Origin of the sequence: Dictyobacter aurantiacus, from assembly GCF_003967515.1 — a bacterium.
GTDB lineage: Bacteria > Chloroflexota > Ktedonobacteria > Ktedonobacterales > Ktedonobacteraceae > Dictyobacter > Dictyobacter aurantiacus.
In genome coordinates this window covers 1,054,592-1,067,300 of sequence record NZ_BIFQ01000001.1, presented here as the reverse complement: position 1 = coordinate 1,067,300, position 12,709 = coordinate 1,054,592, and the positions used below count along the sequence as shown (strand labels likewise).

Sequence of the window (12,709 nt, the reverse complement as noted above, 5' to 3'; positions counted from 1 at the left end):
AAGAGAGGCGGGTGTGACGATGGATGTGGAGCACTATTCCGATCAATTGCATATACCAGCTATTATAAAAACATTGTTGAATAATTTTAGCGCGGTTACTGATTATCGCACGTTGCGTGATAGTCTGCCCCGGCGTTTGTCGGCCCTGCTGCGCTGCCGGTGCGTGCTCCTCTATCTACTGGTTGGTGAGACATTACAACTGGCTTCTGGCTCGTTCGATGATCTTCCAGGATGGTCGGCAGCCTTGCTGGCGGTGGCTCATGTGAATCCTATTGATGTCCAGTGCAATGAGCCTGAAGCCTGTGCCTGGCGCGAGCGTCGGGTTATCATGCGTCCTGCGTTCTCTCCTACGCTGCTGGCTGTGCCTCTGCTCTATCGTCAGCGCGCGATTGGTGTCATGGTATTGCTGCGCGGGCCAGAAGAGGATGAAACAGATTACCCCTCCGGCTGGTCCAATGATATGGATGATGCCATTGAGGCTGTGGCTGGTGTTGTCGCGCTCTTGTTGGAGAACGCGCGCCTGCTAGAGCGCGACCGGGAACGCATCCAGGAGCTTTCTCTGCTCAACAGCATCAGCAGCCAGATGCATGGTTCTCTGTTTGAGGCTGAGCGGTTGCGTAGCGCGGTATTGCAGCGCACACGGGAGATCGCGGGGGTTGAGCTCTGTGAACTGCTGGAGCCGGATACGGATGTCGCCGCCACGAACTGGCTGACTCCTCGCTTGCGCAGCCTGCTCTTCCAGCGTTTCCGGGAACAGCGTTCGCTCACGCCCCTGGTGATTGAGCGTCCTGGTGATGGCCGGCACGCTTATGTCCATGACTATTTCGAAGAGCTGCCCGAGCGTGTCAAGACCTTTTTTGCCATTCCTCTGTTGCGCAATCAGCCTCTGGATCGTTCCGCTGGTGAGCATCTTGAGAATGGTAATGGGATAGTCCAGCCGACTGCCATCTTTGGTTGTATCGTTGGCGGCTATTATCGCCCCTGGAAAATGCGCCAGGCGGAAATTGCTCTGCTGCAGGTGGTAGCCAGCCAGGCTAGCGCGACGCTGGAGAATAGATATCTGGTAGATGAAGTTGTGGCGGCGCGCAACGAAGCACGCCGCCTGTTACGCCAGGTGCTGGAGGATCAGCGCCTGCACGCGCTCATCCTGGAAAGCGTACCCTGTGGACTGATCGCCACCGATCAAACTGGTTGTATCCACACCTTCAATCGTGCCGCCGCCATTATCCTTGGCTATCACCCCTATGAGGTTCTGGGCCAATCTCTACAAAAAATCCTTAATCTGCGTGCCAACCATGGCTCCCACAAGGATAGCGCCACGAGCCAGGTACTCTCGGAACGGCAGCAAGAGGCTTTTCTGGTTGGAATGCACATTGGCGAAGTCCAGAGTGAGACCCTTGTCACTGTCGACCGTTATGAGCGCGAGCTCGTGTTAGAAGTTGATATGCGGCCCCTGTACGACGATGGTGGTACACAGATGGGACTGCTGACCACTTTTACCGATGTTACCACCATGCATAAACTGGAGGAGGAGCGACGGCGACTGGACCGTCTGGCCTCATTGGGGGAGATGGCCGCCAGCGTGGCCCATGAGGTGCGTAATCCACTGGCCTCGATTAAAACCTCGATCCAGATGTTGCACAATGATTTCCTGGCCGAGGAGGGCGATGCCACCATCACCGCCCCGACAGTTGAGCAGCGGGCCTGGATTCAGGAATCTACCGGCGTGGTGCTTAAAGAGGTTGAGCGCCTGGACAGTATTGTGCGTGATTTATTGCTCTTCGCGAAGCCACGCCAGCTTCACCGCGTCCGCTGCGATATTGTTGATCTGTGTGAACAGGTACTGGAACTGCTGCAAAATCAATGCACAGAAGCCAATATAGAGATCCACCGCATCTTTGATGATCTCCCCCCTGTCTGGGTTGATACCGGCCAGATTGAGCAGGCGATTGTCAATCTCACGCTGAATGCCATTCAGGCCATGCCTGATGGTGGCGTATTAACGATGGCCTGTCACTGTATCCCCACCGAGCGGGCTATTTACGATACCGCTGGCTCTGACTGCCCGCCCACCCAGCGTCCTTCGGGAAGCCCGGGTATCGTGGGCAACGCCTATGCCTGGCTCATTGACAGGCATGTTAGTCAGAAAGAGTTTCGCGTCGACCAGTGGCTGGAGATCTTGATCAGAGATACCGGCGTTGGCATTGCGACCGAGCAGTTGAAGCATATCTTCCAGCCCTTCTATACTACCAAAGCTCATGGTATCGGTCTGGGCCTGGCGATCACACGCAGACTGATTGAGGATCATGGAGGATATCTACGAATTGAGAGTCAGTATGGTTATGGAGCCACGATAGCTATTCGCATGCCCTATGTCACAGGCGACGTCATTGCCGAGCATCCTCACGTTTCGCCTTTGGATGCCAGCGAAAATGATATGTGAGCATTTCATATATCCAGACACGACAGAGGTATACCTATGAGTTTAGCGATTCTCATTATTGATGATGAGCCCTATCTACCGCATCAGTTTGCCCGTTTTTTTAAACGCCATGGTTACGAAGTTTTTACCGAGTCTGACGGCGAGGCTGGACTGGCGGCCTTGCAGCGGCAGACCATCGACCTGGTATTATTAGATCTGCGCCTGCCCCGACTGAGCGGTCTGGAAGTGCTCTCTCGCATTCGCAAATTTGACGCTGATATTCCTGTAGTTATCTTAACGGCATATGGAGACGTACAGACGGCGGTGGCGGCCATGAAGTTGGGTGCCTCGGACTACCTGCTTAAAGGTTTTGATCTGGATGAATTATTATTGGTGGTACAGCGAGCATTAGAGACCAGCGCCATGTCGCGTGAGTTGCGGCAGTTGCGCAAAGAGCGCAGCGATAATTACCATTTCAATTATGTAGTGGGGCATAGCGAACGCATGCGAGAAGTCTTTGACCTGGTGGCCCGCGTCTCTCGCAGTGACGCTTCGGTTTTGATCATGGGCGAGAGCGGTACCGGCAAGGAAGTGGTGGCGCACGCTATCCATGAGCAGAGCGCCCGCCGCGCTGGTCCCTTTCATGCCCTCAACTGCGCCGCCATTGCCAGCCACTTACTGGAAAGCGAGCTGTTTGGCTACGAGCCTTATGCCTTTACCGATGCCAAGAAGCAGAAGCGTGGCCTGCTTGAATTAGCCGAAGGCGGGACCCTGTTTCTGGATGAGGTGGGTGAGATGCCACTGGATATGCAGGCTAAATTGCTGCGCGTGTTGGAGACACGTTCTTTTTTTCGGCTGGGCGGCAACAAAGAGGTGACCCTGAATGTTCGTGTGCTGGCGGCCACCAATCGGGATCTTGAGCAGGCAAAAGCTGACGGCTCGTTCCGCGCGGATCTCTATTTTCGCTTCGCGGTTCTGACTATCACGTTGCCGCCCCTGCGTGAGCGGCCCGGCGACGTTTTATTGTTTGCCACCCGTTTTATTGCTGACTTCAATAAGACCATGGGTCGTAACGTGCATCGCATCTCGCCTGAAGCTCAACGTCTTCTGCTCGCTTATCGCTGGCCCGGCAATATTCGAGAACTAAAAAATGTGATCGAACGGGCGATGATCTTAAGTAGTAGCGAAGAATTATTGCCGGTACACCTGCCCCAGGAGATCGTGGGCCAGGTTGATGCCTACGGCATAAGCATGAATGATCCCTGGGAACAGTGGTTGAATGCGCGACCGGTGAGCGCGATCGCATTAGATGATATTGTCGCCCGACTGGAAAAGCACATGATACGCCGGGCACTGGAAACGGCAAAGCATAGTCGCACGCAGGCTGCCGAGCTTCTTGGTATGAAGGTTGATCAACTGCGTTACCTGATGAAAAAGCACAACATCGAATAGGTCTGGTTACTGTGAGCCGGGTGTATCTGACTGTGGCGTATGGTAAGCTAGTAGTTCGGCTTCCAGTTCTTTCCATGCCTCCAGCTCAATTTCAGCATTGCTAAAATGCTGCTGATGCTGCATCGCCTGCTGAAACTTATGCGTGACGCGTTGCCGGAAATTCGCCAGGATGGGTCGTTGTACTTCGGGTTTGGGCATCACGCGGAGCTCAATCAAATGGGAAGGATAAAAATCCTCTTTTTCAAATGCCAGCGAAATGAGATCGCTAAAGGTCGAAAGGAGATTGAGACGCTGCTGTGAAAAATAGCCAGGCTGGGTACTGGATGCCAGCAAACAACCCGCGATGCAACCCTCAAAGCGAATAGGGTGGGCGGCCGCGCTGACCTCAAATGAATCCTGGATGGCGGGAAAGGTTTTGCTCTGACGCAAGTCATCGTCGCTGACGATATGGCGTACCTCAACCGCATAGCCCGAAAGCGACTCCAGGCCCAGAAAGAGTACATCATGTTCCAGGTCGGCCATCCAGGGCAAGGTACCCTTGCCCGCACGCTCACGCAGGCTGCGAATCTTATCGCCCGGGCTTGGTGGCATACACTGTACCAGTTTGACGGCCATTCCCAGTTTATTGGGGTCCAACTGGGCCAGCGCCTGCTTCAGAACCAGCTCGCTAATACGCCAGAAGCGCAAACTTTCCGTCGTTGTAGTACGTATATTTAGTACTTGCGCAAAAAATTCAGAGGGAATGTGTTCAGAGCTATCTTCCGTTAACCACGACTGAATGTCGGGATACTGATGTTCAAGCGCCTCCAATAGCTCAGGTCTTTGATTGGCATTGACAACTTGAAGTAAATGGATTAAATGCTGCTTTTGGGGTTTGGATTCGCCACTGGCCCAGCGTGACAACGTCATGCTCGTCACACCTAGAGCGGATGATAAACGCTGACGTTCACCAGCGGATTTGATAATCCCCTGTAAGACACTTGACCAGGAAGGAGGAGGGGTGACCATGTCTTTCCGCCTCTTTTGCTACTGATACTTAAATAGATTGATATCTGATTCTGGTGCATATGATAACAGAGGAAGTGCCGTCCGTCAACATTGCTTCTTTTCATGCATGAAAAAAATGTACTTCAGTAACGTATTTGTGCGTACGAGTTGTACTTCTCACGGGAAATCTGTATCATAATAGTAAGAGTGATGGTAGAAAGGTGAGGGAGTCAGGTGGAGCATATGTCGAAGCGCATAGTGGTGGTAGACGATGATAAGGAGATCCGGGAGATTATCACATTTGTACTGAGCCGTCATGGATATCAAGTAGAGGCTGTGGCCAGCGGGCAGCAACTACAGCGCTTGCTGCTCTCTCAACTACCTGATTTAATCATTTTAGATGTCATGATGCCAGGAGAGGATGGCTATCGCATTTGTAAGAGCTTACGAGCCGAGCCCATGACACGTGATATACCGGTGATGATGATTACCGCGCACGATGAAGATATTTACCAGCGCATCAGCATTGATCTGGGAGCGGTCCAACACATGACCAAGCCATTTCATCCACTTGAGTTAGCGGAGAAGGTGCAGAGTATTCTAGGGCTAAAATCCTATAGCCATTAAGTTCATCCTCTCACTTCTAAAAATGATAGCATAAATACTTGTCTCTACGCCGAAAAGTTGGTATCATTACAAGCAAGAGCGTCCTGACAAGTTCAAGGAAGCAGAGTGGCTATGCCAAATAGATATCAACGTGAGATCGAAGAAATCCTACGTAACCTGGAACAGACCAACCCCAAACCTGGCAAAAACCAGAAATTTGGAGAAAGGTTTCGGCGTAGACCGGGTCCGAACCTGCGGCCACAGCAGCCAAGGTCTATGTCCTGGAATCTTTCATCCACGGAGCGTTTCCTGCTAGGAACGATTATTTGTGCACTGTTCGCCGGAGCATATGCATACGTGGCGGGGTCAAACATCATCACCCTCATTTTAGCCGTAGCCGGGTTTATCGGCGTGGTGCTGGTGGCGGTCTCAAACTTTGTACAACCGCGACGACATCCCCAATCGATGCGTTACGGCAATGTTACCATCACCCCGTTGCGACGTGGGCCCTGGTATACCATCAAGACGCAATTAAATCTCTTATTGCTGAAATTGCGTTATCGGCGTAAGGATGAACAGTAATCAGAATAGGGAAAACAATTTTCCTACTATTTCGGAATCGTGAAAAAAAGTGCTTGACAAAGCTCTAGAGGGGTGTTATAGTACACAGTGTTGACGGGGTGTGGCGCAGTTGGTAGCGCGCCTGGTTTGGGACCAGGAGGTCCGCAGTTCGAGTCTGCGCACCCCGACTTAGCGGGAGTAACTCAGTTGGTAGAGTCCCTGCCTTCCAAGCAGGTTGTCGCGAGTTCGAGTCTCGTCTCCCGCTCTTAAAGCAGAATCGTTTCTCTCAGGCCTGATGGCAAGCCACTTCACGAGAAGTGCATGTGATAGGGTTCCTGAGGGAAACGATTTTTTTTGTGCAAAAATGTGGCTAACGACAGCCTGCCGCGTTTTTTGAGGACAGCCTGCCGCCATGGTGCGAACAGCCTGCCCCAAAATCGTCTGTCGCGAAGCGTTTTGTGGGAGACAGCCTGCTCCAAAAGGGATGCAGCTTGAGAGGCTTGATCAAGCCTGGGTGGCTGATATCACCTACATTCGCTTGAGGAATGCATTCGTGTACCTGGCGTGCATTCTCGATGCCTTCTCACGGCGTTGCGTGGGCTGGCATCTCTCGCATGAGATGACCACCTCGCTCCCTCTAGCCGCATTGAGACAGGCTGTCCTTGCTCGTCATCCTGGTTCTGGGTTGATTCACCACAGTGATCGGGGCGTTCAATACGCCAGTCAGGCGTATGTGGAACAGCTCAAACAGATTGACGCCGTGATCAGTATGTCGGATGTGGATAATCCTTATGACAATGCCAAAGCCGAATCATTTTTCAAGACCCTCAAACAGGAAGAGGTGTATCTGAAGGACTATCAGAGTTTTGCCGATGCTCAAGCGAATTTGATGGTTTTTATCGAGAAAGTGTACAATGTCAAACGGTTGCATTCCAGTTTGGGATACCTCCCTCCCGCGGAGTTTGAGGCGCTGTATACCTCACGCCCACGAAGTTGACTTGCCTGCTATCCGGTAAAATGGGTTCACTCCAATAACCACCCGTACTATGGTGAGGGGATAGCGATCACAGATACTGTTGTCTGTAGGAAGGTCTGTGAGAAAGAGTGAAGGAGTTGTAGCGTGCGTATCCTTGATGTCCAGTGTCATCTTGTCCCTCTTCCAGCGCAGCCAGCCTTCAACTGGCGAGCCGGTCGAGGAGTGCTTAAAGGGTACTTCTTGCCTCAGAGGAAACTGCATCTTGCTCTCGTTCGAATTCAGTTCCTTACCTGTTTCGATGCGGGCGCTGTTCAGGGCGTAGAAAGAAGAGAGCAATGAGAGCTGCAAAAACGATGATAACGCTTAGCTTTAATGCATCCTGAAGCGCGAATAATTGTGCATCTTTCTGATGAACAATGGGAGCAAGGTGTGCTTTCGCCTGAACTTGAACCAGTGTTGCAAGAATAGCGATGCCGAGCGAGGTGGCGATGAAACGGACGACGGTAACAACCGATGATGCCTGAGCTATCTGTGCTGGACCCATTGCCGAAAGGGTTCCAACAATGAGTGGTTGCAGGGTTAGGCCGATTGCGATACCACGTAGGAGAAAGAGCATTTGGAGCCACCAGAAAGGCGTCGTGAGTGAGACGGTACTAAAAAGCCATGTTGCGAGCGCGAGTAGCAGGACACCAGGAAGCACAACGAAGCGTACACCAACCCGATCTACCAGACGGCCTCCAATCAATGCCATCATCATGGAAGCAATCGCTTGTGGCAACAGCAAGAGCCCTGCTTCAAATGCACTGAGCGAACGTAAGGTCTGGAGGTAGATCGGAAAGAGGAACAAGCCGCCAAAGAAGGCAAAGGTGATAAAGACATTCACTATATTTCCGAATAAGAAAGGTCTATTAGTAAATAGACTTACATCAATGAGCGGTTGTCTTCCGCGCTTCATAGCTCTCCATTCGATATAAAGAAACAGGGCAAGTAAAAAGACTCCTCCAACGAGCAAGCCAAGAACTCTTATTGAACTCCATCCGTCACTATTCACCACCGAGAAACTGTACAGGAGGCATGTAAGGCTACTAGCGGCGAGCAGGAAGCCAGCAACATCGAAGGGAATCTTTTTCCCCAACTGCCCGTTTCTCAGGAGACGGCTTCCGGCAAGAATGGCAACCAGACCAACAGGGACATTGACGAAGAAGATGAATTGCCACGAGACATAGGTAACGAGATACCCACCCAGTGTTGGTCCTACAGCAGGAGCGAGTAGGGCAGCAATACCAAAAAGTCCGGTTGCCACCCCTCGTTGCTCTACAGGAAACTCATTATAGAGAAGCGTCAGAGAAAGCGGAGTCAGTAAAGCCGCGCCTATTCCTTGTAGAAGGCGAAAGACAACCAAAGCTGGAAGACTCCATGCAAATCCACACAGCCCCGATCCAAGCGTGAAAAGGATGAGCGCAAGGAGATAGCTATTCTTATTGCCTAACCGACTTGAAACGAATGGTGTCATAGGGGTGATAACCCCTTGTGTCAAGATGTAGCCAGTCAGCACCCACTGTATTCCGTTTAGATCAGCATGAAAAGCGTGTTGGAGACGTGGAAGAGCAACATTGACAATCGTTTGATCCAGGACGCTCATAAATGCTCCAAAGATCACGACGGTGGTAACAATCCACTTGTATTCGAAGGTATTCTTATCTCTTGCTTGTTGTTGAGATGTTTGCATTACTCTGTTCCTTCTTTTGATAAGACTACTTACTCTCGTTGTTTGATAGCTCAGCTTGTAGTGCTGCCAGAGCATGGGCGCCAATATCCTGATCCTGTGTCCCCCGTCCACCTGCGATTCCCAGGCCACCAACACATTCTCCGTTCACTATAATAGGAAACCCTCCTGCCAGAATGAGAATCTCAGGGGTAGCTTGCACTCCCTGAGAGAGTTCAGGCTGGTGCGCGAAGTATTGAACAAGGAGATGAGTCGGGGTATTGAAACTACATCCGGTGAGCGCTTTGCGCCTACTGACCTCCGTGAAAGGATAGGCCATCCCATCCATACGTGCTAACGTAACAGGATGCCCTCCGCAATCTACAACCATCGCGGTCACAGCAACCTGTTGTGTTTTCGCTACCTTAACTACAGCTGCAATAAGTTTTTGCGCTAATTCAAGACTGATTTGTCCATTGAGCATTGTGAAACTCCTCTTACATATTTTTTTTGTTCACCAGGTAAATAGTATACTTAATAAACTACATTTGTCAATGATGTTGAATAGGTATATAATTAATCAGCGAAACAAGTGAGAGTTTTTGTGAAAGAGGAAAAATCATGCCAGCAGGAGGACCATCACATCAGATTGGTCGAACGTTTGATATTGACTTGCCCGAGCATCTTTCACGAGCTAATGAGTGCATCATTCATCTTGTACGTATAGGAGACCTGTTTCTGGAACGGATTATTGCTGTTACGCAACAACATGGTCTTTCAGGTTTAGAGGCAAATGTCTTAAGCGTTCTGTATGCAGCAAGAGAGCCGCTTCCTCCCCATGTTATTAGTGAACGACTACTTGTCACACGTGGGGCGATTACCAAAGTCCTGGATGGTCTGGTAGAACGGGGCTATGTGAGGCGTTTCGCCCATCAATACGATCGGAGAATGCTATTGATCGAATTGACCGACGACGGTTTGACCGTGATGAAACAGTACAAGCCAGATATGTATCACCAGAGTGCACAATGGGTACAGTCGTTGAGCGACGAAGAGCAAGAGATACTTGTCATGTTGCTCAAAAAGCTTCAGCCATCCTCTCAACCGCAATCCGATTGACCATGTTGGGATTAGTTGTCCCTGTTTTACACTATACTTTTGCTGTACGCTATCTGTAGGACGGTGGAGATCTGTTCACTTGGTGGCAACAATTGGGTCAAAAGGTTGGCATACGCCATAGATTGTGTCCAACTGCGGATCGACGTGAACTTTTTGACAACAGAAAAGGCACGGATGCGAGCAATCTGTATCCGTTCGAACTCAGGGGACGTATCGACCGATTGTGTTCTCATTGCCTCTGCCCCATGATCTCTTTTCTTCTCGAAAGATACCGAATGTTGACGAGTGTGTCAAATTCCGATGCCTATTTAGCGGCGGAAATCTGTTTTATTATTTATAGGTGGGTATTCCAGCGAATACATGGCGCAAGCTGACTGGTCTGCGCCAGGGGAGTGATATAGGCCTCCAGAAACTGCTGACCGGTTGGATAGCCCTCCGGTTCAGGCATGGTCCACGAGGTTTCTCGCAAGAGTGTCTGCGCTTCGATATCAACGAGATATCTCCAGGGAGAGAAGAGACGCACATGTCCCCACTGCTGAATGGCCGCACCGGCACTGGCGCCGGCTTCGAACACGAGCGGCGTCTCGCCGTTGCGCAGCGCATGGGCCGCCGCTGCTAATCCAACAGGACCAGCACCGATAATCACGATCGGGTGTGTAGTATGAACTGTCATAGGTAATTCATCCTCTTTCATCAAGTGTTCTCATACAGAGAGACGGTGCCCGGACAAAAAGGACGCATGCTGCTGTTTCGCTGGCTTGGGCTTCCTTCATTGCTGGTTGGCTGCATCGTTCAGTAAGCGTTCGACAATGACGACGTCACGCCAGATGCCATCGAGCTGACCGTGGCGTTCGTAGACCCCAACTTCACGAAATCCCACGGAGCGGACCAGGTGGCGACTGGCTGCGTTCTCCACGAAAATGCGCGACAGGACTTTCCAGAATCCAGCCCGTTCTGCTTCTCTCAAGAGTGCTTGCAAAGCGAGGTGTCCTACACCTCGTCCCCGCCAGTCGCGCTCGACGTAGATAGAAAATTCGGCGATCCCCTGGTAGCACTCCCGATCACGGTACGAGGAGGTTGAGGCAAAGGCGATGATCTCCTCGCCGTTGAGGACAACGACAACGGGGTGGAGACCATCGAACCAGCGCGTGATCTCTTCAGGTGTTCTTAGCCGTGTCTCAAAGGTGCCCACTCGATCTTCAATGCCTTGATTGTAGATGGTGGTTATGGCGGAGGCGTCCGCTGGTGTGGCTAATCGCACATCCATGTCGTTCCTCCTTCGCTTTGCTCCCCCTGTGCCGCCTCACCGTGCAGCGTGGATAAGGCGTGCTGAAGTAGTTCCAGAGATGAGCGCACCATCTCATGTTGATCGGCTGGAATGTGTTCAAATGTCTGTGCGGCGAGGCTATCGAGGGTGGTGTTGAGGTCTGCGAGGCGTGCCTCACCAGGTGCGGACAGGGAGATTTGGATGGTTCTGCGATCATGTAGACTGGTGATCTTTTCCACCAGACCGTCCTGCGCAAGGTGCTCAACGGCGCGACTGGCCCAACTTTTGTCAAATCCGACGCGGTGGCTGAGTTCTGCTAACGTCATCGGGCCGCTGCGGCCCAATTCGGTGAGCACGGTACATTGTGTGGTCGTTGTCCCACCGCAATAGGCGACGCAATTGCGCTGCAACTGCACATGTAAACGTGCCACTTCACGCAACAATGCACCAGCAGAGAGCGATGATGATGCCATGACGTTCCTACTTCTTTCTGTTTCTTCTATTTGTTGCTAATAGCAACCATTGGGAGAGAGTATAGGATGCGCGCATTTTATTGTCAACAGCAACGTTGCTAAGGGCAACGAATTAGTATAGAGAATGCTTCGCCTCTCTGGGCCTCATAACGATTCGTCCTCTTGTCATTTACTGGAGCACCTGTTTTCTGTTTGGTTAAAGACTACGAACGCGCTTGAGTTCTCACTGCACAGTGAACGAAGAACCGGGTGAAGCAGGTTTGGTAGACCGATGAGGGAGGATTCTCGTGAAGCAATGCATGAAAGCTTTTCTGGCATCGCCACGCGGTGGAGCCGCATAGAATCCATGAAATAGATAAAAATAGCAATGCTGCAAGTGAGCTTGCGGTAGATCTTGCTTATGATATATAGTAAAGAAGAATAGCACTATTAACGTGTTGCTCTTGTTAATTTTAATAGTGGTGCGGGAGCTTGGGGAAGCCAGGCTGAGAGGACAACCTGCAGTTCGTTGTCGACCGATTTACCTGATCTGGATAATGCCAGCGTAGGAAGTGACATTTGCCGAAATGCAATCTCTGATGGCTCTGGCTGCTAGCTGGTGCCATTTTTTGTTGTCACATTTGCCTTTGCAAGACCTATGCCTGAGCGGAAAGGTGTTCCGATATGTCTGAAGAGGTAAAAGTTACTGATAAGCAATCGACGTCCGCTGATGAATTTTTGAAGGTGGAGCGTCTGGGGATGGAGCCAGTTCTCGTGCTGGAGAGACATGGTTCGCCGCGTGAATTGGCGATGGTCTGGACGGGTGTGATATCTAATTATGTTTCCCTGTTGACAGGAGTTCTGGTCATAAGCGCCCTATTGGCTGTCAGTGTGAGCTGCGGGCAACTGGGATTGGTTGATAGCGCGCTGACGATCGTGCTTGGGGCGGCTCTGGCGGCGCTGATTCATGGCCTGGTGAGCGCGACAGGGACGCGCACGGGGACGCTACAGATGATTTTCGTGCGTGCCGTCTATGGGCATCACGGTGCGTATCTGGACGCGGCTACTTTCGGTGCTTGAAAGAAGATCCTCCCAGGGTATGGTAGTGTTTTTGCGATTGTAGTTCGGCATTGTGTAAATCTGTGTGTAGAAAGGAAAGGAG

At 51.3% G+C, this 12,709-nt stretch carries 14 protein-coding genes, 2 tRNA genes and 1 riboswitch; of the genes, 9 read left to right on the top strand and 7 right to left on the bottom strand.

From position 1 onward, the window contains the following. Positions 1-19: 19 nt before the first annotated feature. Together KTT_RS04335 and KTT_RS04330 are read left to right on the top strand one after the other, a co-directional pair. Positions 20-2,443, top strand: coding sequence for an ATP-binding protein (locus KTT_RS04335; protein ID WP_235845828.1), 2,424 nt, complete (start codon positions 20-22; stop codon positions 2,441-2,443). Positions 2,444-2,479: 36 nt separating this feature from the next. Continuing rightward, positions 2,480-3,874, top strand: a complete 1,395-nt coding sequence (locus tag KTT_RS04330) for a sigma-54-dependent transcriptional regulator (protein ID WP_126594809.1) — start codon at positions 2,480-2,482, stop codon at positions 3,872-3,874. Between the two features lie 6 nt (positions 3,875-3,880). Here KTT_RS04330 and KTT_RS04325 read toward each other — a convergent pair whose 3' ends face one another. Further along, positions 3,881-4,882, bottom strand: coding sequence for a GAF domain-containing protein (locus KTT_RS04325; protein ID WP_126594808.1), 1,002 nt, complete (start codon positions 4,880-4,882; stop codon positions 3,881-3,883). A gap of 222 nt (positions 4,883-5,104) precedes the next feature. Here KTT_RS04325 and KTT_RS04320 point away from each other — a divergent pair, with 222 nt between their 5' ends. The 5 genes from KTT_RS04320 to KTT_RS04300 all read left to right on the top strand — a co-directional run bounded on the left by KTT_RS04320 (position 5,105) and on the right by KTT_RS04300 (position 7,025). Continuing rightward, positions 5,105-5,488, top strand: a complete 384-nt coding sequence (locus KTT_RS04320; protein ID WP_126594807.1) for a response regulator transcription factor — start codon at positions 5,105-5,107, stop codon at positions 5,486-5,488. A gap of 111 nt (positions 5,489-5,599) precedes the next feature. After that, positions 5,600-6,049, top strand: coding sequence for a hypothetical protein (locus tag KTT_RS04315; RefSeq protein ID WP_126594806.1), 450 nt, complete (start codon positions 5,600-5,602; stop codon positions 6,047-6,049). A gap of 94 nt (positions 6,050-6,143) precedes the next feature. Further along, positions 6,144-6,216: transfer RNA gene (locus KTT_RS04310), tRNA-Pro, on the top strand. 4 nt (positions 6,217-6,220) lie between these two features. Beyond that, positions 6,221-6,293: transfer RNA gene (locus KTT_RS04305), tRNA-Gly, on the top strand. A gap of 147 nt (positions 6,294-6,440) precedes the next feature. Continuing rightward, on the top strand, positions 6,441-7,025 hold the full coding sequence (locus tag KTT_RS04300) for an IS3 family transposase (protein ID WP_126594805.1): 585 nt from the start codon (positions 6,441-6,443) through the stop codon (positions 7,023-7,025). A 265-nt stretch (positions 7,026-7,290) separates the two neighbouring features. Here the strand turns inward: KTT_RS04300 and KTT_RS04290 are convergent, their stop codons facing one another. Both KTT_RS04290 and KTT_RS04285 read right to left on the bottom strand, forming a co-directional pair. Next, complete coding sequence (locus tag KTT_RS04290) at positions 7,291-8,733, bottom strand: MDR family MFS transporter (RefSeq protein ID WP_160145628.1); 1,443 nt, start codon at positions 8,731-8,733, stop codon at positions 7,291-7,293. A 25-nt stretch (positions 8,734-8,758) separates the two neighbouring features. After that, a complete protein-coding gene (locus KTT_RS04285) occupies positions 8,759-9,193 on the bottom strand; it encodes a GlcG/HbpS family heme-binding protein (RefSeq protein WP_126594802.1) in 435 nt (144 codons plus the stop codon). Between the two features lie 137 nt (positions 9,194-9,330). Between KTT_RS04285 and KTT_RS04280 the strand changes: the two genes are divergently transcribed. After that, positions 9,331-9,828 (top strand): MarR family winged helix-turn-helix transcriptional regulator, encoded by a 498-nt coding sequence (locus KTT_RS04280; protein ID WP_126594801.1) that lies wholly within the window; start codon positions 9,331-9,333, stop codon positions 9,826-9,828. Positions 9,829-9,854: 26 nt separating this feature from the next. Here the strand turns inward: KTT_RS04280 and KTT_RS35980 are convergent, their stop codons facing one another. The 4 genes from KTT_RS35980 to KTT_RS04265 all read right to left on the bottom strand — a co-directional run bounded on the left by KTT_RS35980 (position 9,855) and on the right by KTT_RS04265 (position 11,568). Beyond that, positions 9,855-10,061 (bottom strand): hypothetical protein, encoded by a 207-nt coding sequence (locus KTT_RS35980; protein ID WP_137296019.1) that lies wholly within the window; start codon positions 10,059-10,061, stop codon positions 9,855-9,857. Between the two features lie 101 nt (positions 10,062-10,162). Beyond that, complete coding sequence (locus KTT_RS04275) at positions 10,163-10,501, bottom strand: NAD(P)-binding domain-containing protein (RefSeq protein WP_126594800.1); 339 nt, start codon at positions 10,499-10,501, stop codon at positions 10,163-10,165. A gap of 96 nt (positions 10,502-10,597) precedes the next feature. After that, the gene (locus KTT_RS04270; RefSeq protein WP_126594799.1) at positions 10,598-11,095 is read right to left on the bottom strand and encodes an arsinothricin resistance N-acetyltransferase ArsN1 family A; all 498 of its coding nucleotides are present in this window, start codon (positions 11,093-11,095) and stop codon (positions 10,598-10,600) included. Next, positions 11,080-11,568: a MarR family winged helix-turn-helix transcriptional regulator gene (locus KTT_RS04265; RefSeq protein ID WP_126594798.1), complete on the bottom strand. Its 489-nt coding sequence runs from the start codon at positions 11,566-11,568 to the stop codon at positions 11,080-11,082. The genes KTT_RS04270 and KTT_RS04265 overlap by 16 nt, the downstream gene beginning before the upstream one ends. 453 nt (positions 11,569-12,021) lie before the next feature. Continuing rightward, positions 12,022-12,136, top strand: a riboswitch (TPP riboswitch). 95 nt (positions 12,137-12,231) lie between these two features. Here KTT_RS04265 and KTT_RS04260 point away from each other — a divergent pair. Further along, positions 12,232-12,627, top strand: a complete 396-nt coding sequence (locus tag KTT_RS04260) for a cytosine permease (protein ID WP_126594797.1) — start codon at positions 12,232-12,234, stop codon at positions 12,625-12,627. The last annotated feature ends 82 nt before the right edge of the window (positions 12,628-12,709 follow it).

Excerpts from the sequence above, each read along its gene's own strand:
- KTT_RS04335 (WP_235845828.1), top strand. The coding sequence starts at position 20 with ATGGATGTGGAGCACTATTCCGATCAATTGCATATACCAGCTATTATA.
- KTT_RS04330 (WP_126594809.1), top strand. The coding sequence starts at position 2,480 with ATGAGTTTAGCGATTCTCATTATTGATGATGAGCCCTATCTACCGCAT.
- KTT_RS04325 (WP_126594808.1), bottom strand. The coding sequence starts at position 4,882 with ATGGTCACCCCTCCTCCTTCCTGGTCAAGTGTCTTACAGGGGATTATC.
- KTT_RS04320 (WP_126594807.1), top strand. The coding sequence starts at position 5,105 with ATGTCGAAGCGCATAGTGGTGGTAGACGATGATAAGGAGATCCGGGAG.
- KTT_RS04315 (WP_126594806.1), top strand. The coding sequence starts at position 5,600 with ATGCCAAATAGATATCAACGTGAGATCGAAGAAATCCTACGTAACCTG.
- KTT_RS04300 (WP_126594805.1), top strand. The coding sequence starts at position 6,441 with ATGGTGCGAACAGCCTGCCCCAAAATCGTCTGTCGCGAAGCGTTTTGT.
- KTT_RS04290 (WP_160145628.1), bottom strand. The coding sequence starts at position 8,733 with ATGCAAACATCTCAACAACAAGCAAGAGATAAGAATACCTTCGAATAC.
- KTT_RS04285 (WP_126594802.1), bottom strand. The coding sequence starts at position 9,193 with ATGCTCAATGGACAAATCAGTCTTGAATTAGCGCAAAAACTTATTGCA.
- KTT_RS04280 (WP_126594801.1), top strand. The coding sequence starts at position 9,331 with ATGCCAGCAGGAGGACCATCACATCAGATTGGTCGAACGTTTGATATT.
- KTT_RS35980 (WP_137296019.1), bottom strand. The coding sequence starts at position 10,061 with ATGAGAACACAATCGGTCGATACGTCCCCTGAGTTCGAACGGATACAG.
- KTT_RS04275 (WP_126594800.1), bottom strand. The coding sequence starts at position 10,501 with ATGACAGTTCATACTACACACCCGATCGTGATTATCGGTGCTGGTCCT.
- KTT_RS04270 (WP_126594799.1), bottom strand. The coding sequence starts at position 11,095 with ATGGATGTGCGATTAGCCACACCAGCGGACGCCTCCGCCATAACCACC.
- KTT_RS04265 (WP_126594798.1), bottom strand. The coding sequence starts at position 11,568 with ATGGCATCATCATCGCTCTCTGCTGGTGCATTGTTGCGTGAAGTGGCA.
- KTT_RS04260 (WP_126594797.1), top strand. The coding sequence starts at position 12,232 with ATGTCTGAAGAGGTAAAAGTTACTGATAAGCAATCGACGTCCGCTGAT.